Below are 25,190 nucleotides of genomic sequence, written 5' to 3' on the forward strand. Positions count from 1 at the left end.
AATGTTATTTTTATTTCAATTATATCCGATAAATTGAATGAAGACATTCAATCAAAAGCGCGTTTCATAGGTTTATCAGGCGCACTACTTATCCGTATCCTACTGCTTTCTTTCATTACCTACCTGGTGGGTATGGACAAAGGTTTGTTCTCTATCATGGACCTTTCATTCAGCTGGAGAGACTTGATTCTTATTGCCGGCGGTTTGTTTCTCGTATATAAAAGCACGACCGAAATTTATGAAAAGATGGAGGGTCACGTAGAGATTGAAGAAGAGAAAATCAACAAAGGACTTGGTACGGCAGTTATGCAGATCATTCTGCTGGATGTTGTATTCTCATTCGATTCCATATTAACCGCTGTAGGACTATCCAATCATATCGAGATCATGGTGATTGCAGTAATCATCTCCATGTTTGTTATGTTGGTATTCGCAAAAAGGATCAGTGATTTCATCAATAAACATCCATCTGTAAAAGTACTGGCGCTAGCATTCCTTCTAATGATTGGTATCTTATTGATCGCTGAAGGATTTGAACAGACAGTGCCGAAAGGATATATTTATTTTGCCATGTTCTTCTCATTATTGGTTGAAGGCATTAACATGTATTCAAACAAAAGAAATAAGACCAGGGAAAATATACACAAGGCTTTGCTAGAGGAAGAGAAGGAGCAAGAACAGGAGCAGGAAGAGAAATTATGATCAGTATACTGGAGAATGCCTTTATAAAAGTTGAAATATCAACGCAGGGAGCAGAATTACAAAGCATTTTTAACAAACAATCTCAACTTGAATACTTATGGCAGGGAGATCCTGCTGTATGGCCGCGTAAAGCACCGGTATTGTTCCCGATTGTCGGCAAAGTAAAAGACAACCGTTATACCTATGCGGGAAAAGAATACAGCCTGCCACAGCACGGCTTTGCACGCGACCAGGAATTTAAATTAGTTTCCTCTACATCTTCTGCTGTTGTATATCGGTTACAGCAAAGCGAAGCATCACTTAAAAATTTTCCGTTCGAATTTCAACTGGATATCGTTTACACGATCAATCAGTCAACTGTAACGGTAGAATATAAAATCCAGAATCCATCGGCTGCTGCTGACCTGTACTTTTCAATAGGCGCGCACCCGGGCTTCCGTTGTCCGCTGACAAATAATGAAACCTTTGAAGACTATTACCTGGAATTTGAGAAGACCGAAAAGCTGAGCCGTGTATTGTTGGATGGAGGCCTTCGCGGCGATGCACGTGAAGAAGTAACACTAACAGAAAATAAACTTCCATTATCTGTTGATCTGTTTGGCCCGAAAGATGCCATTGTTGTTTCAGGTCTAAACTCTGAGTGTATTTCTTTAAAATCAACGAAGTCGGCACACGGACTTCACTTTAATTATAAAAATTATCCCTGGTTCGGAATCTGGTCCAAACCCGGACCGTTTATTTGCTTAGAGCCATGGATGGGCGTTGCAGACGATATACATTCCACACAGCAGCTTACTGAAAAGGAAAGCATTCAGCTATTGAAGCCAAAAACCAATACTTCATTTTCTTATTCGATCGAATTGTTTTAATAGCTTTTCATCGAACAACATACCGCCATATACCAGCAGCGCAGGTAGAATAGGCAGCAGGTATTTTTCCCAGGTGAGATAAGACAAGCTCATGGTAAGCAAAAAGAAAAACCAACTGCAGCATACTAGAAATAGAACCGATCGATGATTTTTAATTGCTTTCTCAAAGGCAATGGTAAACACCAAAGACGAAAGTACAAACAACAATAGCCAAAGTGCCTGCTCTGCCAATGGTGGCAAGTGATGCGTTGCTCTATGGATCAATCCGATGGTATCAATGTGCAGCATAGATTCCACAGCCACCTGAGAACCTTGCACGGGAAACAGCAGGTACCATACGATGGAAATTGGCAACGCGATGTAGAACTGTTTTTTGGTAAGATCTTTCATCGCTAACAATAACAAGGGAAACGTATACAGCATGCTTGAAGCCATATAAGCCGTTAAGGCATTTGCATGAAATGAAAAGGCATGATGCATGTATAACTCCTTTAATTTATTATCCGGACTGGCACCGCCCCAGAATAAAAACAACCCCCCAAAACCAAGTACAGGAATAAGCAACAATAATTCTTTTTTAATTAAACGCAGGTTTATCCCAAAGCCTTCCTGTGCAAATAGATAGACAGCAGTTGCAGGAATAAAAAATACCATGTACTGACGGCACAGAATGGCCAGCAGCAGGCAGATACAGGAAGCCGCAATGTTGCGTAGTGCCAAAAACAAAAATGCCCAGATCATAAATAGCACACAAAGCATATCAGTGTATACAAAAAAGCTTACGCCGGCAAAATATGGATTGATAGTCAGCACCAGAATACTTATAAAAGAGGCAATCGTACTCAACCCGCTTTTTTTGAATAAGTGAAAGGCAGACACGATGGCGACAAAAGTAATGATGAGCGAAAACACACGCAGTATTGTCAGCTCTGTGTTAAACAGCCAGCCCCAAATGGCATAGAGAATAAAGGGTAGCGGGGTTGACATCTCTTCATAATGCCGCAGCGTATTGAATGTTGGCTGCTGAATGAATTCCAGTATCGTAAAATAAAAATGCTCTTCGTCTGTCCAGGGTTGATAAGCAAAGCCAAAAAAGCAAACCAGTGCGAGACAATAAATAGCTGCGTAAACGGAAGCGAGGTAATATGCTTTATTTGTAAGAGATGTGCGAAACGACATGGAAAGGGCAACAGATAGTTTGCAATACTACTAATATTCACAGAAACGAAAAAAAGTTGTTTGTATTTTAACGCAGCCGGAATTTAACCGGCTGCGGTTGAATGATTAATTATTGCTGAATCCAAACCCGGCATCGTCGCCGTCTTCGTCATCATCATCATCTGTCCGGTCGTTGATATCAAACATGGAACCGACCAGATCTTTAAACTGCATCTCATGGTCGAGCTTAGTTTTGCTTAACTGAGAAAACTCCGCCAGTCCGTTCAGTACAAACTCCATCAGCAGCAATTGTTGTTCAGCACTAGCGTCCGGCACCTGTTTCTCTACCAATGCTTTTAAGCCCGGTATCGAAAGCAGTGTTTGCTCATACGCTTCATGGGTCATTTCATTGAGTATATCTATCTTATTTCCTTCGCCAAACCAGGCAATGATCGGCGCATAGATGTTTACCTTCTTCTTGTCTTTTTTCAGCTTCTCCGGGTTCGGAAACAGATGCGTGAACTCGGAGCGTATGGCTTTCCCGATCAGGAAGTAGGCAACATTTGCAATACCTTCCAGCTCGCCTTCATATACCAATTCAACCTTGCCGGTGATGGACGGAATTACTGCATACAAATCGGAGATGCGGGCAAAGGTATCTTTCTCGCCGTTGATGAACATACGTCGTTCAGCATAACTGAAAAGATTTTCCATCGCAGAGATGGTCATACGTGCAGACACACCGCTCTTCTGATCCACGAATTCGCTTTGTCTTGCCTGGAAAGCAATTTCTTCGATAAGAATACTCAACAGATCATCTATGTGAACATGCTTACGCTGGTGGGCGCTGATATTGGCTTCCTGTGCGGTGATTTCTTTCGAAACCGTAACAGTTTTGGGATAGTGTGTTAGGATCTGTGAATCGATGCGGTCTTTCAGCGGCGTAACAATTGACCCGCGGTTAGTGTAATCTTCCGGATTGGCAGTAAATACAAACTGGATATCAAGCGGCAGACGTAATTTAAAACCACGAATCTGTATATCCCCTTCCTGCAGCATGTTGAAGAGTGCTACCTGTATCCGCGCCTGCAGATCGGGCAATTCGTTGATCACAAAGATGCCGCGGTGCGAGCGTGGAATCAAGCCATAGTGAATCACGCGTTCATCCGCATAGGTTAACTTTAAGGATGCAGCCTTGATCGGATCCACGTCACCGATTAAATCAGAAACGGATACATCGGGCGTTGCCAGCTTTTCCGTGTAACGTTCACTCCTGTGTATCCATTGAATCGGCGTGCTGTCGCCGCTTTCGTCGATCGCATCGATTGCGAAACGGGATAAAGGTTTCAGCGGGTCATCGTTCAATTCTGAAAAAGCTACTACCGGCATATACTCATCCAGCAGGTGCGTCATCATGCGTGCAATACGCGTTTTAGCCTGTCCGCGCAAACCCAGCAGGATGATGTTGTGTTTGGCAAGTATGGCTGTTTGTAATTGGGGAATGACAGAATCTTCAAAACCTTTAATACCTGTAAACGGATTGAGTTTCTTTTTTAATGCATCGATCAGGTTGTCGCGCATTTCTTCTTTTATACTTTTTGATTTATAACCCGCAGCCTTTAACTGGCCAAGCGTGCGGATTTTTTTCATGTCGTACTTCATAGGTAAACTTATATCAATAATTTAATTCAGTCTGTAAAAACCCCAAAACACAAATAACAAATTCCAAACGGAATCAGATTTCAGGCAGTTTGGAATTTGTTATTTGTGTTTTGGAATTTAGAATCGAAAGAATGCTCGTTTTTAGCGTACGTTCTTTTTGCGATTCTTCATATAATCTTCAAAAACAAAATCACCCAGTCCGTCGAGCGAACTGTAAAAGGCCTTTCCGTTGTTGGTTTGTGTGAACTCACGTACAAACTGCTGTAGATACGGGTCGCGTGCGATCATGAAAGTCGTGATCGGTATTTTTAAACGTCTGCATTGCGCGGCCATGTTTAGTGTTTTTGTAATTACTTTTCTATCCAGGCCAAAACTGTTTTTGTAATAACGGCCATGTTCCTTGATACACGTTGGCTTTCCATCGGTAATCATGAAGATCTGTTTATTGGGTGTTTTTCTTCTGCGCAGAATATCCATGGCAAGTTCTAAGCCTGCGTAGGTATTGGTATGGTAAGGGCCTACCTGCAAGAATGGAAGGTCTTTGATTTCAACCGGCCAGGCATCATCGCCAAATACAATAATATCAAGCGTGTCTTTCGGATATTTTGTTTTGATCAGTTCTGCCAGAGCCATGGCCACTTTACGGGCAGGCGTGATGCGGTCTTCGCCATACAGGATCATGGAATGCGAAATGTCAATCATCAGTACGGTAGAGTTCGATGATTTGTGTTCGCGTTCCCGTACGTTCAGGTCCTCATCGTGTAGTTTGAATTCATCAATGCCATGATTGATCTGTGCATTGTGAATGGAAGAGGTCATGTCGATGGAGTCCAGCGTATCACCGAACTGGAAAGGGCGGGAGTCAGAGTTGAACTCATCTCCGAGCCCGCTTTGCGTAATCTTATGGTTTCCCGGACCGTTCTTTTTCAGCTTGCCGAAAATTTCTTCCAGCGCAGATTTGCGGATTGTTTGCTCAGCCTTGTATGTAGGAGTCATGGATCCTGGTTGAGCAGGATTATCCGTGATAAAACCATTTTCTTTCAGATCATCAATAAAGTCGCCCATGCCGTAGGCAGGGTCTATAAACTTATATTGCTGATCCAGCTCGCTCATCCAGGTCAATGTTTCAGAAACGTTGCCATTAGTGAGTTGCAGGAGGTGCAGAAATATTTTTGAGAGTCCTTCAAACCCTTTTTCCGGGGCCGGAGGAGGCACGTAGGTGGAAAATCTATTACCAATCATAGTAGTTGAACACGTATTTGGTATATTTAGTTGAAGGTAGGGATAAATTTAAATGGAAATGCAGAAAAAGTGATTTTTCAGCTACCAGAAAACTGGCTTTTAACCGGTACAGAATCTGAAGGCAAAGAGTATACATCTTTAAAAAGTTATAAAACTGTGATTTTTGTCTGATTTTAATTCAGAGGCTATACTTTTAATTAATGATTCATAAATATATTTTTTACAAATAATTAAAAATGAACGAATTAATTTTATTTTTTGTTTCTAAAGCTAGAGCAGCCATTTGTCAGAGACCGTAATAATTATGGAATTTAACATGAGTATTCGCTCATATTTAGCTATTTTTGTTCATACCGTATTCTTACAATAGGAAAAAGATTATAAATCAGCACGGCAATTTTGTCCATAATAGAATTCAAAGGGCTTATTATCAGCTGTTTTAATTTGGTTTACATATTTACGAATTCGGGTGCTAGCATAGAAATACAAAAAATATAGTTCGAAGTATCATTATGGGAAAGAGAATTTTCGTTTTCGACACAACACTTAGAGATGGTGAGCAAGTCCCGGGCTGTCAATTGAACACAGAGGAAAAAATCATCGTTGCAAAAGCGTTGGACGAATTAGGTGTCGACGTAATCGAATCAGGGTTCCCGGTTTCAAGCCCAGGAGACTTTAATTCAGTTGTTGAAATTACTAAAGCAGTAACGCGCCCTACGATTTGTGCACTTACACGTGCCAAAGAGGCGGACATCAATATTGCCGGTGAAGCCCTGCGTTTTGCAAAGCGCAGCCGTATTCACACAGGTATTGGTAGTTCTGATATTCATATTGAACACAAGCTTCGTTCTACCCGCGAGAACATTCTTGAAATGGCTGTAGCTGCTGTAAAGCAGGCTAAGAAAGTTGTGCATGAAGTTGAATTCTTCTGTGAAGATGCAGGCCGTGCCGACGAAGCATTCCTTGCACGCATGGTGGAAGCCGTGATCGCTGCAGGTGCGGATGTAGTAAACATTCCGGATACAACAGGATATATGTTGCCATGGCAATACGGTGAGCGCATCAAATATTTGATGAACAATGTATCAAACATTGATAAAGCAATCTTGTCTGCACATTGCCACAACGATTTGGGTTTGGCAACGGCAAACTCGCTTGCTGCCTTGCAGAACGGTGCCCGCCAGGTTGAATGTACCATCAACGGTATCGGCGAGCGTGCAGGTAACACAGCATTGGAAGAAGTAGTAATGGCAATGGAATGCCACAAGGCTACATTAGGACTTGAAACAGGTATCAATCCGAAGAAACTGGTTCCGACAAGTCACCTGGTATCAACGTTAATGCGTATGCAGGTTCAGGCGAACAAAGCAATTGTCGGAAGAAATGCCTTCGCACACTCTTCAGGTATTCACCAGGACGGCTTCCTGAAGCACCGTGAAACATATGAGATCATTGATCCGGCAGCAGTTGGTGCTGACTCTTCATCGATCATCCTTACAGCGCGCAGCGGCCGCGCAGCATTGAACCACCGTTTGGCAACAATCGGCTACATGCTTTCTAAAGAACAATTGGATCAGGCATATACACAATTCCTGGATATGGCAGACCACTTGAGAAAAGTAGAAGACGAAAACTTACACGAATTAATGCGTGGTAAAGTGTACGCGAAGTAATCATTGAAAATAAGTATATCATAATATAAGTATCTGAATATAGAAATGGGAAAGACTTTATTTGAGAAAGTTTGGAATGCACACGTTGTAACAGAAGTTAAAGATGGTCCGAGCATCCTGTACATCGATAAACAGTTGATTCACGAAGTAACAAGCCCGCAGGCATTTGCTGGTATAGAAAAAAGAGGTATCGGTGTTTTCCGTCCGGAAAGAACATTGGCTACACCTGATCACAACGTTCCTACAAAGGGACAGAATTTACCGATCGTTGAAGAATTATCCCGGTTTCAGGTAGACAAGCTTACTGAAAACTGCAACAAATTCGGCGTTACACTTTATGGTTTAGGACACTCGTCTCAAGGTGTTGTACACGTAGTTGGTCCTGAAACAGGAACAACACTTCCGGGTATGACAATCGTTTGCGGTGATTCACATACATCTACACACGGTGCGTTTGGTTCAATCGCATTTGGTATTGGTACTTCAGAAGTTGAACAGGTATTGGCTACACAATGTTTGATGCAGTCAAAACCTAAGACAATGAAAATTGAAATCAACGGCAAACTTGCTAAAGGCGTAACAGCGAAAGATGTTATTCTTTATGTGATTTCTCAGATCTCTGCAGCAGGTGGTACAGGTTATTTCGTTGAGTACTGTGGTTCGGCAATCACGTCGCTTTCTATGGAAGCACGTATGACGATCTGCAACATGAGTATTGAAATGGGTGCACGCGGCGGTATGATCGCTCCGGATGAAACTACATTCAACTACATCAAAGGTCGTGAGTTTGCTCCGAAAGGCGCGAAATGGGATGAAGCAGTTGCATACTGGAAAACATTGTTCTCTGATGCAGACGCGACATTTGATAAAACATTGAAATACGATGCTGCTGATATTGGTCCGATGATTACTTACGGAACAAACCCGGGCATGGGTATCAGTGTAAATAAAAAAATTCCTACGATCGATCAGATCGAAGAAAGCAATAAAGTAACATTCAACAAAGCGCTTGATTACATGGGCTTCCATGCAGGTGATTCGTTGATCGGCAAACAGGTAAACTGGGTATTCTTAGGCAGCTGTACAAACGGCCGTATCGAAGACTTAAGACAGTTTGCTGATTTTGTAAAAGGCAAAAAGAAAGCAGCAAACATCAATGCGTTGATCGTACCGGGTTCCAAGCAGGTTGAAAAACAGGCAATCGCTGAAGGTATCGATAAGGTATTGGCTGAAGCTGGGTTCGAATTAAGAGAGCCGGGTTGTTCTGCATGTCTTGCTATGAATGAAGACAAAGTTCCTAAAGGTGAATATTGTGTATCTACATCAAACCGTAACTTCGAAGGCCGTCAAGGTCCAGGAGCTCGCACATTGCTTGTAAGTCCGTTGACTGCAGCAGCAATCGCAGTAAGCGGCAAAATTGTAGATGTACGTGAAATGTTGAACTAATCACAACATTCAGATTCATTTAGTAAACAGAACTTAAGACTTTAAAATATTCCGAAACAATGGAAAAATTTACAACAATAAAATCAACTGTAGTACCTCTTCCTATTGAAGATGTGGATACAGATCAAATTATACCTGCACGTTTCTTAAAGGCAACTACAAAAGAAGGTTTTGGTAAAAGCCTTTTCTGCGACTGGAGATACAACCAGGACGGTACACCGAAAGCAGATTTCGTAATGAACAATCCGTTATACAGCGGACAGATTCTTGTAGCGGGGAAAAACTTCGGATGCGGTTCTTCAAGAGAGCACGCTGCGTGGGCAATCGGTGACGCCGGGTTCAAAGTAGTAGTATCTTCTTTCTTTGCAGATATCTTCCGTGGTAATGCTTTAAACAACGGCATTCTTCCGGTACAGGTATCAGATGCTTTCTTAAAAAGCATTTTTGATGCAGTAGCTGCAAATGCAAAGCAGGAGCTGATTGTTGATTTAGCTAACCAGACTATTTCAATCGCTGGTACAGATTTGAAAGAAAGTTTTGTGATCAACGAATACAAAAAAACTTGTCTGATCAATGGTTACGATGATATCGATTATGTATTGAGCATTAAAGATAAGATCGAAGCGTACGAGAAGACTTCTAAGTATTTAAGCCTTTTAGCTTAATTGCTGCCTAAAGCGGAAGGTTTAAGGCCTAAAGCTTTTTGCACTAAATTAAATACGAGATAAATAAAGATGGAGGGCTCGCTATCCATCTTCTAAAATAGAACTAGGTAGTATAAATTTTAATCGAACAGCTTAAGGCCTTAAGCTTTAAGCATTCAGCACAAAACAAATGGAAAAGAAAATTGCAGTATTAAAAGGGGATGGTATCGGTCCGGAAGTTACGGATCAGGCACTTTTAGTGTTAAACGCGATCGAAAAATCTTTTGGTCATAAATTCCACTATACAGAAGCTTTAGTAGGTGCTGTAGCAATTGATGCTACAGGAAACCCTTTCCCGGACGAAACACTTAAAGTATGTCAGTCTGCAGATGCAATTTTATTCGGTGCAATCGGCCACCCGAAATACGATAACGATCCTAAAGCAAAAGTTCGCCCTGAACAAGGCTTGCTTGCTATGCGTAAGGCGTTGGGTCTGTTTGCAAACATCCGCCCGGTAGCTACTTACAAAATACTTGAAAACGCTTCTCCATTACGTGCAGACTTAGTAAGCGGCGTTGACTTTGTTGTGTTCCGTGAGTTGACTGGCGGTATCTACTTCGGTACGCGTGGTCGCAGCGAAGATGGTAACATGGCTTTCGATACATGTACATACACGCGTGCAGAGATTGAGCGCATCAGCAAAAATGCTTTCGAGGCAGCCCGTATCCGTCGTAACCGCGTCACATTGGTTGATAAAGCAAACGTATTGGCTTCTTCCCGTTTATGGAGAGAAGTAGTAAAAGAATTCCACGCTGCACACTATCCGGATGTAGAGCTTGACTTTATGTTCGTTGATAACGCTGCAATGAAAATTATTACACAACCTGCATACTTCGATGTTGTATTAACAGAAAACATGTTTGGTGATATCATTACAGATGAAGCTTCTGTAATCACAGGCTCCATGGGTATGTTGCCTTCTGCTTCTGTAGGAAGCGCGGTTGCATTATACGAACCAATCCACGGATCATATCCTGAAGGCGCTGGCAAGAACATTGCCAACCCTTGTGCTGCCATCTTATCGGCTGCTATGTTATTAGAAACATCTTTTGGTTTACTGGAAGAAGCAAAAGCGATCCGCAATGCTGTAGTAAAATCTCTGGAAGATGGTATCGTAACAGTAGACATCCGTCGCGAGAACCCAAGCTCTACAACAGAAGTAGGTGCTTACATCGCGAAATTGGTAGAGAAAAACGCAAAGGTAACCGCTTAATCAGTTTTTGAGTACAATGGCAAACGAATTAAATAAAATCAGTAAAAGATTAACCCAGGATCCAACACAGCCTGCCTCACAGGCAATGATGTATGGTGCTGGTTTTACAGACGAAGATTTTAAGAAACCACTTGTTGGTATCGGTAGTACAGGTTTTGATGGTAATACATGTAACATGCACCTGAACATCCTTGCCGGACAAGTAAAAGGTAGCATCACGCGCAACGGCATGGTTGGACTTGGTTTCAATACAATCGGTGTGAGTGACGGTATTTCAATGGGTACAGAAGGGATGCGTTATTCGTTGGTATCACGCGATGTAATCGCTGATTCAATCGAAACCATCTGCGGTGCTCACTACTACGATGCATTGGTAACCGTTGTCGGTTGCGATAAAAACATGCCGGGTGCTGTAATGGCGATGGCTCGTTTGAACCGCCCGTCAATCATGGTGTATGGAGGTACGATTCACTCCGGTCACTATAAAGGCGAGAAGCTGAATATCGTTTCTGCATTCGAAGCATTGGGTAAAAAAGTTGCCGGTACAATTTCTGAAGAAGACTACCAGGGCGTAATTAAAAATGCTTGTCCGGGTGCAGGTGCCTGCGGTGGTATGTACACAGCAAACACAATGGCATCAGCGATTGAAGCAATGGGATTAACACTTCCATATTCTTCAACAGCTCCTGCAACAAGCGAAAAGAAAAAAGCGGAGACATTAGCACTTGGTCAAACCATGATGATGCTCCTTGAAAGAGATATCAAGCCTCGTGATATCATGACATTCCAGGCGTTTGAAAACGCAATGCGTGTAATCATGGTATTGGGTGGTTCTACAAATGCGGTTATGCACTTGATTGCAATTGCAAAAGCAGCAGGCGTTAAATTAACGATTGATGATTTCCAGCGAATCAGCAATACAACACCGTTACTGGCAGACTTAAAACCAAGCGGCAAGTACATGATGGAAGATATGGACGCGATCGGCGGCGTACCTTCTGTAATGCGTCTGTTAGCAAAGCACAATCTATTACATTTAGATTGTATGACGGTAACAGGTAAAACAGTTGGTGAGAACCTGAAAGAAGCGCAGGATCTTCCAAACAACCAGGACTTGATGTATGCCTGGGAAAATCCGATCAAACAGACAGGCCACTTACAGATTCTTTATGGCAACCTTGCTCCACAAGGTTCTGTAGCGAAGATCACTGGTAAAGAGGGAACATTCTTCGAAGGGCCGGCTCGCGTATACGACTCTGAAGAGGCCGTAAACAAAGGCTTAGAGGCGAACGAGGTGAAAGCAGGCGAAGTGATTGTCATTCGCAATGTAGGTCCGAAAGGCGGTCCCGGTATGCCGGAAATGTTGAAACCAACAGCATTATTGATGGGCTTGGGCTTAGGTAACGAATGTGCATTGATTACAGATGGTCGTTTCTCTGGCGGTACACACGGTTTCGTGGTAGGCCACATCACCCCGGAAGCCATCGATGGCGGTACAATCGGTCTGGTTAAAAACGGAGACATCATTTTAATTGATGCTGTTAACAGAATCCTTGAAGTAAAGATTTCTGAAGAAGAAATCAGCAAACGCCGTGCTGCATGGGTAAAACCAGCGCCAAGAGCTACGTCTGGCGTGTTGTATAAATATATGAAAACAGTAGCTTCAGCATCTGAAGGATGCGTAACCGATAATTAATTAAAAAGCTAGCTATATGAAGCCGAAGATTAAATTAAGAGGAGCAGAGTACATTGTCCGCATCATTGAATTGTTGGATGCGCGCGACCTGTTCGCCTATCCGGGCGGAGCAATTCTACCTATCTATGATGCACTTGCATATAGCAGCTTAAATTGCGTCCTGGTCCGTCATGAGCAGGGTGCAGCCTTCATGGCAAATGGTTACGCACGCGTAAGCGGCCGTCCGGGCTTTTGTCTGGCAACATCAGGACCGGGTGCTACAAACCTGGTAACAGGTATTGCAGATGCTTATGCAGATAGCGTGCCGATGGTTGCGATCACCGGGCAGGTAGCTTTACACTTAATTGGTTCTGATGCGTTTCAGGAAACAGATATTACTGGTATCTGTATCCCGATCACGAAAAAAACATATCTGATCAACGATCTTTCAAATGCAGCAGATATTTTCTGCGAAGCATACAAAGTATCTGTCAGCGGCCGTCCGGGCCCTGTATTGATCGACGTTCCAAGAAGTATCCAGGGTGAATATGTTGAACTGGATGAAGACTGGGAAAGTAAATTTGTAAAACCGGAACGCGAAGTAAAAAACAATTTCTCTGACCAGGATATTGCTGCAGCAGTTGAATTGTTCAAGCATGCGGAACGGCCGTTGATCTTATGCGGACACGGCATCCTGTTGTCAAAAGCATGGGATGAATTAAGAACATTCGTACACCGTGAAAATATTCCAGCGATCTCTACCATCTTAGGTATTGGTGCCATGGAGCACGACGATCCGTTGTACTTCCAGTGGTTGGGCATGCACGGTATGAAGTACTGCAACGAAGCAGTACAGAACGCCGACCTGATCGTTGCCTGGGGTATTCGTTTTGACGACCGTATTACAGGTAAGCTTGCGGACTTTGCTCCGAAAGCAAAAGTGATTCATGTTGATATTGACAGAAGCGAATCAAGCAAAAACGTTCCGACACAAGTATTCATCAACGGTGATCTGAAAACGGTTATCGACCGCATGCCGGACACACGTACGGAGAATAATATCCGCGACAGAGCTGCTTGGGTAGCAAAGTTGAACGAATGGCGCGAAGAGTTTCCGTTACAGGAAGCTGATTACAGCAAGTTCACGCAGGTATCGGCAATACAACTATTGGATGAAATGCTTGACCGTTCTGCGGTTGTATCAACAGACGTTGGTCAGCATCAGATGTGGGCGGCACAATACTGCCAGCGTTTGAAACCAAACCATTTCTTAACATCAGGCGGGCTTGGCTCTATGGGCTTTGGTTTACCTGCTGCGATGGGTGCACAGGCAGCGTTGCCATTCAACGATGTGTGGTGTATCACAGGTGATGGTTCGTTCCAGATGAACATGCAGGAACTGGTTACCTGTGTACAGGAAAAATGGCCGGTGAAGATTCTGATCCTGGATAACAACTATCTTGGAATGGTACGTCAGTGGCAGGAGCAGTTCTATGCGAAGAACTACAGCGGTGTTAACCTGTTGAATCCGGACTTTGTAATGCTTGCAAAAGCATGCGGCATGGAGGCAAGCTATGTGGACACAACAGAAGGCCTGAAAAAAGCAATCCAGGTTGCACACGATCATAAAGGACCGTATCTGATCCACGCGTTTGTAATGAAAGAAGAAAACGTATTGCCAATGGTTGCACCGGGCACGTCGTTATCTGAAACGATCTACTACCCTGCAAAGGCACAAACAGAAAAAGTTACGAAGTAATTGATTCGTAAAAGATAAAAGAGAAGGCAGCTTGAGAGAGCTGCCTTTTTTATTGTTACAGTTACAGTAGTAAAATTAGCAGAGAGTAAATTACATTTTCCTTCTTCTCATTTTATTATATCATTCCACGCATCTTTTACATCATCTCCACACAAAAATTTATTTTCTTAAAAAGCTTCCCCATTAAAATATTTTAATTGTAAATTAATATAAGAGCTTCTGAACATGGCGTAAACAGGCATGTTCAGAAGCATTATTTTAGATTGCAAGTTAAACGAGTATAGCTATGAGTTTTTTTAAGAATTTATCGAAGAAAAAAAAGATTGTTACCATTACCCTTTCAGTGATCATTGTCGGACTGATTATTTTCCGGCTGCTATTGCCAACGATCGTTAAAAACTATCTGAATAAAACACTTGCAGACATGGGTGAATACAGCGGACATGTGAACGATGTTGACATCTGGCTGATCCGTGGTGCGTATGTCATCAATGGTTTGGAGATCAATAAAACCAGCGGTAAAGTGCCCGTACCGTTTTTGATTGCACCTGTCATTGATTTGTCGGTGGAATGGAAAGCCTTGTTTAAAGGTGCCGTGAAAGCGAAGGTAACCTTTGATGATCCGGAGCTGACCTTTGTTGCGGGCCCGACGAAAGAAACATCGCAAACCGGTGCCGGTACAGACTGGACAGAGCCGCTTGATAAATTATTGCCGATTGATATTAACAAGTTCCAGATTCATAACGGCAAAATCAAATACAACGATTTTCATGCCAGTCCGAAAGTCGACATCTTCATCAACCGGCTTGAACTCCTGGCTACCAACCTATCGAATGTCGAAGACAAGGAAAAAGCATTGCCTTCCGAACTTATCATAAGCGGCAGCTCAATCGGCGGCGGAAATCTTTCGCTGAAAGGACATATGAATGTGCTGAAGCAGGTACCGGATGCCGACATCAATATGGAATTCACGAACATCAGTTTAACAGCTCTCAATGATTTTGCGAAGGCTTACGGTAAGTTTGATTTTGAAAAAGGAAAACTTTCTATTTACAGTGAAATGTCAGTGAAGGATGCAAACGTATCAGGCTACGTGAAGCCTGTACTTGAAGATGTAGACGTACTGAACTGGGATGAAGACGGACCTACATTTATGCAGAAGCTTTGGCAGGCGGCAGTAGGAACAACGTTTGAAGTATTTAAGAACCATCCGAAAGATCGTTTCGCTACCAAAATTCCGGTGGAAGGAAAACTGGATAAGAAAATAGATACAGACATTTTCACGACCGTTGTGCGTGTCGTAAAGAATGCCTTTATAGAAGCATATAAAAAATCCCTTGACGACTCGGTATCCTTCAATAATAATGGAGAAGAAAAGGAAAAGAAATTCCTGTTTTTTAAAGTGAAAGAGAAGAAAGACGAATAACTCCCGCTTATATTGTTTCAGAAAGTTGAAATGGTAAAATAATTTTCAATTTGGATTCCGGAAAGCAATATTTAATGCAGCTTTGATTTGTGAATCAAAAAAATAGTTAAATTACCTTAGCTTTCAGTTCATTAGTATTGAAGGCTAAGGTAAGTTAGCTAAACAAAATTCCCCATTGAAAACGCTTTCGGTACACGTTCCTTTTCGTTTTGCATTTGCATTGCACTGGGAGCTGTCTTTTAAACCGTATCTGAATTTCATTCATGCACAGATCCGGCAAACGGATAATGAAATTTATAAATCGTATTTAAAATCGATTGCCGGGATTGTAGAGCAAAATCCTGTATTGCTTGAACCGATCAAAGACTGGTCGGTACTGGAGCCATTTGCTGATCTGCTCGACCTGATTTATATCAATCACTATCCATCTTTAGGAGCCAATCATTTATATGCTATCGGAACACCATCTTCTCCGATGAAATTTTTTTCTTATTCACAGGAATTTAAAAAACTGATATCCGATACAGACGGCAACCTGAAGCTGCATCTGCATGACAGTTTTGTAAACGAAGAATACACACGCAGGCTGTACACAGACATTTTGTGCAAATGTTACCAGGTAGAAGATCTTATTAAAGACTCTTCACAAACCTTGCTGCGCCTGATCGATAAAAGCGAAGGCTTTGAACGCCATTATCATTTTCTTTCCAACAATCAATTTGTGGGTATCAACTATTCCGGCACACTACCTGAATTAAATCCCGAGTGGATTGAATATGCGAAAGGAAATATTGAATCGATCAAAGATCTGAAGCATCAGATACCTCTTGCCGGCTTTGGTCTGGAAGGTTTCATTTTATTTACGATCAAGGATGAAACCGTTGCTGAAGCTGTAAACCAATTGCGTGAGAATGTAGCAACCATGCATACCATGTCGCGCAAAGAATCATATCTGCGCATCAAAGGAAATACTTTATCGTTGTTGCAGAAGAATGCCTTTGAGGTTGGGTTCCTGCCTTTGATTGACATTAACAAGAGAATCTTCTATCATAAATCATTTAATTACACAAGTATTTTATTCAAGATGCTTCAGAAGCATTTAACTACTGCAGAACTCAATGATTTTTTAGGACGCTTCATTGACATGTGTTCCATAACACCGGAATATCCGATTCAGATTTTCAATGAGGACGATGTAATCAAAACAGAGCTAAAAAAATATCTGGTTGAGGAAGGTGTAAAAAATCTAACCATCATACCGGTATTTCACCAGCAGAATCTTGTTGGTGTTATTGAACTGGCAAGCACGCAAGAAGAAAAGCTTTCTATGGAAGATGTGCGCAAGATTGAATCGGCCATGCCTATGTATTCAGAGTTCATCGTTTATCAGACGAACAAACTGCATGAGCAGATGGAGTCTTTTATTATGCACAACTATACAGCGATTCAGCCGGTAGTAGAATGGAAGTTCAATGAAGTTGCGTGGAACACGATGCAGAAGGCTCCTAATACAAAGCTGCCGGATATTTCATTCAAAGAATTAACGCCTTTTTATGGAGCAGTGGATATTAAAAACTCTTCCGGTGAAAGACAGAAAGCAATCCGCAGGGATTCAGACCGTAATTTAAAAATGCTTGAAACATTTTTATTAAAGCATGGCGATACAGAAGTCACGTCGCAGGAACATGTTTCTTTATGGCAGGATTTTACAGAAGAAAACCTGGGCGATGAACAGGAACTCAACCTGCGGTTGTTCATAGAGCGGGCAGCGCAGGACCTGCTGGAAAATTATCCGGACCTTGAGATTGATTTTTCACACGAGGAAGAATCGAATTATGAAGAAAGCTTGTTCAGTATTAACAACGCATTGAAAGAAGTGCTGGATGTGCAGGAACAAAAACTGAAAAAACTCATTCCGGTTTATTTTGATAAATTCAGAACCGATGGCTGGGAATACACCATCTATGCAGGCCAGTCGTTAAGTCCGGAAATTACCATCACGCCCGACATGATCGCAACGGTGAAAGAATGGGAACTTGAAACCATGTTGAACATGGGCATGGTTGCAGCATCATTGCGTGATACGATCCCCTATAAACTTGAAACTACACAACTGATTCTTGCCAATACAGCCCCACTGGATATTCGCTTCCGTGCAGATGAACATCGTTTTGATGTGGAAGGCTCGTATAGCATACGCTACGAAGTGGTAAAGAAGCGTATTGACAAAGCGTTGATCCGGGAAACAAATGAACGCCTCACCCAGCCCGGCAAGCTTGCCATCGTGTATATGTATGCGACAGAGCTCGATGCTTATTTACGTTTGATTGACGAATACATGAAACAGGGACTTCTTGAAAAAGGAATTGAATATCTTGACCTCGAAGACTTACAAGGCGTGGTGGGCTTAAAAGCCATTCGTGTTACAATGAAATCTCCTCAGGCAGAAGCATGAAAAATACATTTTTAAATATACTGATTATTGCCTGTACAATTGTAGCCTGTAATTCCAGACAGAAACCAACCCTTGAGATTGCTGGCTATGATTGTAATGCGATAACTATATTTGAACTTGAAAAACCTTTACAGGAAATTTCAGGCCTTGCTTACGACAGGCAACGGGATGAATTTTTAGCTGTCAATGATGAGCAGGGAAATATATTTGTTCTGGACAGCAAAACATTCAGTATCAAACGCAGATTGCATTTCGGAGAGAAGGGAGATTATGAAGAAATTCAACTTGCGGATAGTATGGTGTATGTGCTGCGTAGTGATGGTAATGTGTTTAAGATGAAGTATGACGGTGACAGCATATCAGACATAATAATGATTGAATATAAAGGCTCAAAAGCGGAGTTTGAATCTTTTTATATTCTGCAGGATAAAAACCGGCTTGCTTTAATTCCAAAAAATTCTAAGCGGGGATTCAGTAATAAAGAAACGGAAACTTATAAACTGGATGCCAGCACCGGAATGCCTGTTAAACATGATAACGAACGCATCGACTGGAATAAGCTTTCAAATGCTTCCGTTCTGCATCCTTCAGCAGTAGCCATACACCCGCTAACAAAAGAAATTTACATAGTGGCATCTATTGAAAAGTTGCTGCTTGTGCTGGATCCACAATACAATGTACTTGCTGAATATAAATTACCCGCTTCAACGTTTCAGCAGCCGGAAGGAGTTACTTTTGACAATGAAGGTAATTTATACATATCGAATGAGGCGAATGGTGGAAAGCCAACGGTCATTCAGTTCCCCATTCAAAAAAATAATTAATGCGTATCATAAAGCAACACATATTCTTCAGCTTCTTATATACATTTTTATGTGTACTTGCTCCGCTTGCAGGCATTTCCCAATCAGCAAGTGATACAGCAGTTGTACATCGCTTCATTTTGATCGGAGATGCAGGGCGCTTATTAAATGGCAGAAGCATTGTGCCGGAAACGGTAGCCAATTATGTCAGCAGGACAGACAGTACGGCAACAATCCTTTTTTTAGGCGACAACATTTATGAAAAGGGTTTGCCGGACAAAGAAGACAACGGTTACAAAACGTATGAAGAAGTGCTTGCCAAACAACTGCTGCCGTTTGAGTCGCATCTGGCAAAGGTATATATGCTGCCTGGAAATCATGATTGGCAGAAAAGCGGTCCGCAGGGCTGGGAGCGTGTCAAGCGCGAAGCAGCCTGGGTAGACAGTTTGAATAAAGACAACATAATTTTCCTGCCAAAAGAAGGATGTCCCGGTCCGGAAGAAATTCATATCAATGATAGTCTGGTACTGGTGATACTGGATACACAATGGTGGCTGCATCCGTTTGAAAAACCATTGAGGGAAGATGATTGCAACTGCAAGACCGAAGATGATGTCATCAATGCTCTCAAAGACATTGCCTACCGGAACAGAAATAAACGCATTGTTTTCACATCTCATCATCCGATGCGCAGCAATGGTATTCACGGAGGGTATTATACCCTGAAGCAGCACATCTTTCCATTTACGGAAATGTCTGACAATGCTTATATACCGCTACCTGTATTAGGCTCGTTGTATCCATTGGTGCGCGGAACATTTGGAAACATTCAGGATCTGAAACATCCGGAATATAAAAACATGGTGAAACGCATTGAAGAGGCCATGTCTGTCGCACCGGATGTTGTTTATGCTGGCGGTCATGATCATTCTTTACAACTGATTCTTGAAAATCAGCAGCGTTACATCGTCAGCGGTTCGGGCATTAACCGGGAGCGGGTGAAAGAAGGAAAACATGCGGCATATGTTACCGATCAGCGTGGGTTTGTGGAAGTGCGCTACTGTGCAGACGGTAGTACACAAATTCTGATACAGGAAGTATATGAAGATGGAAGAAGAGCAGTTGTATATGATACTGTTTTGCCGGCGAAGAAACTACCTGAACTTGTTGCTGAAAAAATTGCACCGTCCATACAGGAAGATAGTATTACCGTTGCCATTGCGCCGGAATATGATGATGTGAATGGTTCACACCGGTTTTGGTTCGGCGAGAATTACCGTAAGCTTTGGGCAACACCGGTAACATTGAAAGTATTTCATATTGAAAAAGAAGGCTTAGAGATTTTACAACAGGGCGGCGGCCAGCAAACCAAGTCGCTGCGCATGAAAGATGCTGCAGGCAAAGAGTGGGTATTGCGCACCGTGCAGAAAGATCCTGCCAAGGCATTGCCTGAAAACCTACGAGGCACGGTGGCAAAAAATATTGTGCAGGACCAGATCTCATCTGCACAACCATACGCGCCTTTAACCATACCTATTCTGGCGGGTGCGTTGGGTGTACCCCATGCAAATCCGCAGATTGTATTTGTATCCGATGATCCGGTGCTTGGTATTTACCGTTCTGAATTTGCAAATACAGTGTGTGTGTTTGAAGAGCGGGAACCTACATCCGTTGAGACGGTAAAAACATACAATACAGTCAAAGTACTGGAGAAGCTGCAGGAAGACAACGACAACCGTATTGATGAGAAGGCTGTGCTTACCGCACGTATGCTGGATCTGCTGATTGGTGATTGGGATAGACATGAAGATCAGTGGCGCTGGGAGAAGAGATCTGTTGGAAAAACAGATCTCTTCTCACCAATCCCCAGGGATCGGGATCAGACATATTTTATTAACTCAGGTGTGCTGCCTTATATTGCCGCCCGCAAATGGGCCATGCCCAAGTTGCAGGGTTTTAATGACAAGATCAGGGATGTAAATGGGTTTATGTTCAACGCCCGCTATTTCGATCGATTCTTTTTACACGAACTGAGCGAAGCGCAATGGATAGATGTGTTGAACGGCTTGCAGAAAACCCTCACAGACTCCTTGCTTTCAGCAGCCGTGCATCAACTGCCGGATACGATCTATGCGCAATGCGGAGAGCAGATCCTGCACAACCTGGTTGCACGGAGGAATAGTTTACTAAAAAATGGCTTGAAGTTTTATCGCTTCCTGGCACGTACTGTTGAAGTACCAGGTTCTGATAAGAATGAATATTTTGAACTGGGTTATCTTAAGAATGGTGATATCCAGTTAAAGGTATACAAAATCAAAAAAGATGGTAGTAAGGGACATGTTTTGTATGATCGTACCTTCAATAAAAAAGTAACGAAGGAAATCCGTTTATATGGCAGAGGCGGTGATGATGTGTTTGATGTAACAGGCACGGGCCGTTCGCCGATTAAAGTCCGCATGATCGGCGGCAGTGAGAAAGATTCGTTTACGGTTGCGAAAGCTGTACACGGCAGAAAAAATTTAATTATATATGATCGTTCCGATCACGAAAATGAATTTCCGAAATGCACAAAAGCCGTTGTTCATAAAAGTACCGATCCTGCAATCAATACATACAACGGTCGCACCTTTCAATACAACCAGCTGTTGCCACAGGGTACCGGTGGTTATAACCTGGATGATGGGTTGTGGATTGGGGCAGGCATTCAGTATACCAAACACGGTTTCCGTAAAGAACCTTATGCGCAGCGGCACCGGTTGATGCTGGGGCATGCGCTGGCTACCAAAGCTACCAATGTAAAGTACTATGGACACTTTGTGGATGTGCTTGGCAAAACAGACATGAAAATAAATTTTGATGCGCGTGCACCAGATAACGTTTCCAATTTTTTTGGCGTAGGAAACGAAACGGTATTTATGAAGGAAGGCGAGAAACCCATTACCTATTACCGTACACGCTATAATTTAATTACGGCACAGATAAAGCTGGAACACGCATTTGCACATACCTTTAAATTGTATGGCGGCGTGCTCGGACAGTATTATGCGGCAGACTCTTCAGAAAATGCCGGCAGATTTATTAATGTATATGGTGCAGCATATCCCGGTGAAAACGTATTCACTAAAAAAGTGTTTGCAGGATTGATCGGCGGCTTCCAATTAGATACACGTAATTCAGATTTTATGCCGATCCGAGGCGTATACTGGAATACATTTTTAACAGGCATGCAACAGTTGGATGAAAAGAACCGGAACTTTGGAAGATTCGAAACTGAAATGACAGTATATACAAGTTTTCATAAAGATCCACGTTTTGTTATTGTAAATCATTTCGGCGGCGGCCTTAATACCGGTGATCCGTATTATTTCCAGATGTGTTACCTGGGCGGAAGTACTAATCTGCGTGGTTACAGAAATTATCGCTTCGCCGGTAACAGTAAATTTTTTTACAATCTGGAGGTACGCATGAAATTATTTGATTTCACTTCGTATCTGTTTCCGGGCTCTGTAGGTTTGGTGGCATTTAATGATCTGGGCCGTGTATGGGCAAAAGGAGGAGAATCAAACGTATGGCACGACGGTTATGGGGGTGGTTTATATATCGTACCTGCGAAACTGCTGGTGGTAAATATGTTATTGGGCTGCTCCAAAGAAGGTGTGCTACCCTATATTGCATTAGGAATTAAATTATAATAAAGAACGTTTCTATGAAGGAAGAATCAATCATTCAGCGCGCAGAAAGGTATGTACGCAAACTTTATGCGCAGACCGACAAAGATCTTTATTATCACAATTTAGAACACACGGAACATACCGTCCGTGCAGCAGAAGAAATTGCCATGCATTATAAGCTGAATGAAAATGACTATTCGGTTGTACTGGTCGCGGCATGGCTGCATGATGTAGGTTATATCATTTCAGGAGGAGTTGAGCATGAAGAAGCTTCGGCAAAAGTAGCCAGAGAATTTTTATGGGCCGAAGGTGCCGATGCAGCATTTATCACAAGTGTAGAACAATGTATCCTTGCAACCAAGATGCCTCAGCAACCTAAAACTTTGTTGGAAGAAATTATGTGTGATGCGGATCTGTATGATTTAGGCACTGAGCATTTCAAGCATAATAATAAGAAAGTACGCAAAGAACTTGAGATCCTCCTGAACAAAGAGCTCACTGGTGCCGAGTGGCGAACGTTTTCGCTGGTCTTTTTAAAAAAGCAGGTGTACAAAACAGACTATTGCAGAAAACTATTACAGGCCGGACTTGAAAAAAATATTCAATCAATTGAGAACAAACAAGCAGAAAAAAACATGGAACATCCTAAAAAAGAAAAAGAAGACAAAAGCAAGGATAAATTTAACCGGGGTGTAGAGACCATGTTCCGAACAACTTCTACCAATCACCTGCGCTTAAGTGAAATGGCCGATAACAAAGCGAACATCATGATCACGGTGAATTCCATTATCATATCTGTATTGCTGACCGTGCTGTTCCGGAAATTAGATACCGATCCGCGGTTCCTTGTTCCTACCATGCTGCTTTTGTTTACTTCACTTGTAACTATAGTTTTCTCTATTTCTGTAACGCGCCCCAATGTTACCAGCGGCACGTTCAGTAAAGAAGATATTGAGAAGAAGCGGGCGAATTTATTATTCTTCGGCAATTTCTATAAAATGAAAATTGAAGATTATGAATGGGGTATCCAGCAGGTAATGAACGATCCGGATTTTCTGTATGGAAGCATGACGCGTGACATTTATCATTTGGGCGTTGTGTTGGGAAGAAAGTATAAAATGCTTCGCTTAGCCTACAGTTTCTTCATGTTTGGTTTTATTATATCTGTGTTATCGTTTGTGGTGGTGGTTATGCCGCTGAAATAGTATACATGTAAAGTACATCACTGTTTGATTTTCATGATGTATATCTGCTTTGTTGCGGTGTCAAAATCAGTTGGCGACTGGCTGTTACCAGGCATAAAATTGCCAAGGAAACTTCCTGTTAAAAACAATTCATTTTTTCGCGATACCAGGATGGTTGGCTGCGTTACAAGCGAATATTGATTTCCAAATGTATAAAGCCATATCGGCTCTCCGCTTACATTTAATTTATATAAAAATCCATTAGCAAATGGTTTTTCGAAAGTTGGTGGAGGCGGCATTGACTGAAGATTGCTGTCAAGCGTATCTGAATAAAGTCCGGCAAAATAAGAATTGTTTTCACTGTCAATAGCAATTGAAGTACCCTGGGCTTTATAGTTTGTGAACGTATTTTTCAGGAAAATATTTTTTCCGTCAGTATCTGATTTCATAAAATAACTATCGTATTCAACAGTTGTATCAGCGGAAATTTTTAAGGCGCCTGCAGTGAGGGAACCACGAAGTATACCTGAAGTATAAATAAATCCATTATCATCAGTCATTACTGCTAGTCCATAGGAATGTTTTGAGTGTAGTTGCTTTACCCATACAAACTCGCCGTCGGTTGTTAATTTCAGAAGATATCCTTCAACTGTATTGGGATATGTTGGTTGAATGAAGAAGCTGTCAATGCCCGGATTGAAATCGGTTTTGCGGTGTATTGCCCCTGTAAGAAGTATATCTCTGGTCGGCGTAATCTTTATGTCTGAACAAAATGTGATGCTTTCTGAAGGCATATGTTTGACCCATAAGATTGACCCCTGAGGATTTAGCTTAAGTACAAATAAATTTAATATAGGTCTTTTTTGATTTTCATCAAATTCAATTGCTGCAGGTTTATTGAAATCTATATTGTTTAAAAACGAACCTGCTGCATATACATTACCACTGTTATCAATATCAATCACGCAATTGTCGTCTAACGCAGAACCAAAATGTTTTGCCCAGAGGATTGAGCCTTTTGAATTTAATTTTAGCAGCAATGCGTCTTCTTGTCCGACGGAACGGTACTCCTTAAGTTCATTATTTATCTCGAGCCATATGTTTTCATTAAACACCAAAGAACAATATACATTTCCTTTGCTGTCGGTTTTAATTTTTCTGCAGGCTATGTAGTTATAGCATATTGACCGGTCAATTTTTTTTGACCAGGCAACTGTTCCTGAAGGGGTATACTTTACGATGAAGATTGCTGCTGAATCCGCTGTTTTAATTGTGTGCGTGGGTGAAAGAGCAATGTTTCCTACGAAAAAACCGGACAAGTAAATGTTACCTTTGTTATCGATACAACTGGCAGAAGATTCAATAATTGAATTGGGCCCGCCTAATATCCTGATCCATTCACAGGAGGGATGCTGTGCATGGGATACAAATGAAGAAGCTAATAAAATGACAATAAGTAAAATTCTGCTCATGGTTATATATCTGTTAAAGTAAATCAGTAAAAGATATTAAAAAGAGAAGGCTGATGTTATGCACCAGCCTTCTTGT

The 25,190-nt window shown here is 42.0% G+C and carries 17 protein-coding genes; 13 read left to right on the top strand and 4 right to left on the bottom strand.

Features of this window, described 5'->3' with window-relative positions; genetic code table 11:
- Both ACTHJT_RS14810 and ACTHJT_RS14815 read left to right on the top strand, forming a co-directional pair.
- Positions 1 to 702, top strand: a 702-nt coding sequence (locus tag ACTHJT_RS14810; RefSeq protein ID WP_440239572.1) for a TerC family protein, incomplete at its 5' end; no start/stop codon positions are given.
- A complete protein-coding gene (locus ACTHJT_RS14815) occupies positions 699 to 1,571 on the top strand; it encodes an aldose 1-epimerase family protein (RefSeq protein ID WP_440239574.1) in 873 nt (290 codons plus the stop codon). The genes ACTHJT_RS14810 and ACTHJT_RS14815, both read left to right, overlap by 4 nt.
- Here ACTHJT_RS14815 and ACTHJT_RS14820 read toward each other — a convergent pair.
- The 3 genes from ACTHJT_RS14820 to ACTHJT_RS14830 form a co-directional block, all read right to left on the bottom strand.
- Positions 1,542 to 2,750, bottom strand: a complete 1,209-nt coding sequence (locus ACTHJT_RS14820; RefSeq protein WP_440239576.1) for a hypothetical protein — start codon at positions 2,748 to 2,750, stop codon at positions 1,542 to 1,544. The two genes, ACTHJT_RS14815 and ACTHJT_RS14820, sit on opposite strands and share 30 nt — an antisense overlap.
- A 105-nt stretch (positions 2,751 to 2,855) precedes the next feature.
- On the bottom strand, positions 2,856 to 4,391 hold the full coding sequence (locus ACTHJT_RS14825) for a sigma 54-interacting transcriptional regulator (RefSeq protein WP_440239578.1): 1,536 nt from the start codon (positions 4,389 to 4,391) through the stop codon (positions 2,856 to 2,858).
- 141 nt (positions 4,392 to 4,532) lie between these two features.
- Positions 4,533 to 5,633, bottom strand: a complete 1,101-nt coding sequence (locus ACTHJT_RS14830) for a vWA domain-containing protein (RefSeq protein ID WP_440239580.1) — start codon at positions 5,631 to 5,633, stop codon at positions 4,533 to 4,535.
- 512 nt (positions 5,634 to 6,145) lie between these two features.
- Between ACTHJT_RS14830 and ACTHJT_RS14835 the strand changes: the two genes are divergently transcribed.
- The 11 genes from ACTHJT_RS14835 (at position 6,146) to ACTHJT_RS14885 (ending at position 23,663) form a co-directional block, all read left to right on the top strand.
- Complete coding sequence (locus ACTHJT_RS14835) at positions 6,146 to 7,306, top strand: 2-isopropylmalate synthase (protein WP_440239582.1); 1,161 nt, start codon at positions 6,146 to 6,148, stop codon at positions 7,304 to 7,306.
- Positions 7,307 to 7,351: 45 nt separating this feature from the next.
- Positions 7,352 to 8,752 carry a 3-isopropylmalate dehydratase large subunit gene (leuC, locus tag ACTHJT_RS14840; protein WP_440239584.1) on the top strand — a complete coding sequence of 467 codons (1,401 nt, stop codon included), beginning with the start codon at positions 7,352 to 7,354 and terminating at the stop codon, positions 8,750 to 8,752.
- A 59-nt stretch (positions 8,753 to 8,811) separates the two neighbouring features.
- Entirely contained in the window at positions 8,812 to 9,417 is a 606-nt protein-coding gene (gene leuD / locus ACTHJT_RS14845) for a 3-isopropylmalate dehydratase small subunit (protein WP_440239586.1), read from the top strand.
- 169 nt (positions 9,418 to 9,586) lie between these two features.
- Positions 9,587 to 10,669, top strand: a complete 1,083-nt coding sequence (gene leuB, locus ACTHJT_RS14850; protein ID WP_440239588.1) for a 3-isopropylmalate dehydrogenase — start codon at positions 9,587 to 9,589, stop codon at positions 10,667 to 10,669.
- 16 nt (positions 10,670 to 10,685) lie between these two features.
- A complete protein-coding gene (gene ilvD / locus ACTHJT_RS14855) occupies positions 10,686 to 12,365 on the top strand; it encodes a dihydroxy-acid dehydratase (protein ID WP_440239590.1) in 1,680 nt (559 codons plus the stop codon).
- Positions 12,366 to 12,381: 16 nt separating this feature from the next.
- Complete coding sequence (ilvB, locus tag ACTHJT_RS14860; RefSeq protein ID WP_440239592.1) at positions 12,382 to 14,103, top strand: biosynthetic-type acetolactate synthase large subunit; 1,722 nt, start codon at positions 12,382 to 12,384, stop codon at positions 14,101 to 14,103.
- A 286-nt stretch (positions 14,104 to 14,389) separates the two neighbouring features.
- Positions 14,390 to 15,529 (top strand): DUF748 domain-containing protein, encoded by a 1,140-nt coding sequence (locus tag ACTHJT_RS14865; RefSeq protein WP_440239594.1) that lies wholly within the window; start codon positions 14,390 to 14,392, stop codon positions 15,527 to 15,529.
- Between the two features lie 175 nt (positions 15,530 to 15,704).
- Complete coding sequence (locus ACTHJT_RS14870) at positions 15,705 to 17,984, top strand: GAF domain-containing protein (RefSeq protein WP_440239596.1); 2,280 nt, start codon at positions 15,705 to 15,707, stop codon at positions 17,982 to 17,984.
- Positions 17,981 to 18,808, top strand: a complete 828-nt coding sequence (locus ACTHJT_RS14875; RefSeq protein ID WP_440239598.1) for an SdiA-regulated domain-containing protein — start codon at positions 17,981 to 17,983, stop codon at positions 18,806 to 18,808. The genes ACTHJT_RS14870 and ACTHJT_RS14875 overlap by 4 nt, the downstream gene beginning before the upstream one ends.
- Positions 18,808 to 22,479: a BamA/TamA family outer membrane protein gene (locus ACTHJT_RS14880; RefSeq protein ID WP_440239600.1), complete on the top strand. Its 3,672-nt coding sequence runs from the start codon at positions 18,808 to 18,810 to the stop codon at positions 22,477 to 22,479. Before ACTHJT_RS14875 ends, ACTHJT_RS14880 begins: the two co-directional genes overlap by 1 nt.
- Positions 22,480 to 22,493: 14 nt before the next feature.
- Positions 22,494 to 23,663, top strand: a complete 1,170-nt coding sequence (locus ACTHJT_RS14885) for a Pycsar system effector family protein (RefSeq protein WP_440239602.1) — start codon at positions 22,494 to 22,496, stop codon at positions 23,661 to 23,663.
- Positions 23,664 to 23,680: 17 nt separating this feature from the next.
- On the opposite strand, the gene ACTHJT_RS14890 is transcribed toward ACTHJT_RS14885, so the two are convergent.
- On the bottom strand, positions 23,681 to 25,114 hold the full coding sequence (locus ACTHJT_RS14890; protein ID WP_440239604.1) for a hypothetical protein: 1,434 nt from the start codon (positions 25,112 to 25,114) through the stop codon (positions 23,681 to 23,683).
- Positions 25,115 to 25,190: the final 76 nt, after the last annotated feature.

The organism is Cytophaga sp. (assembly GCF_051961495.1).
In the GTDB taxonomy this organism is placed as follows: Bacteria; Bacteroidota; Bacteroidia; order Cytophagales; family Cytophagaceae; genus Cytophaga.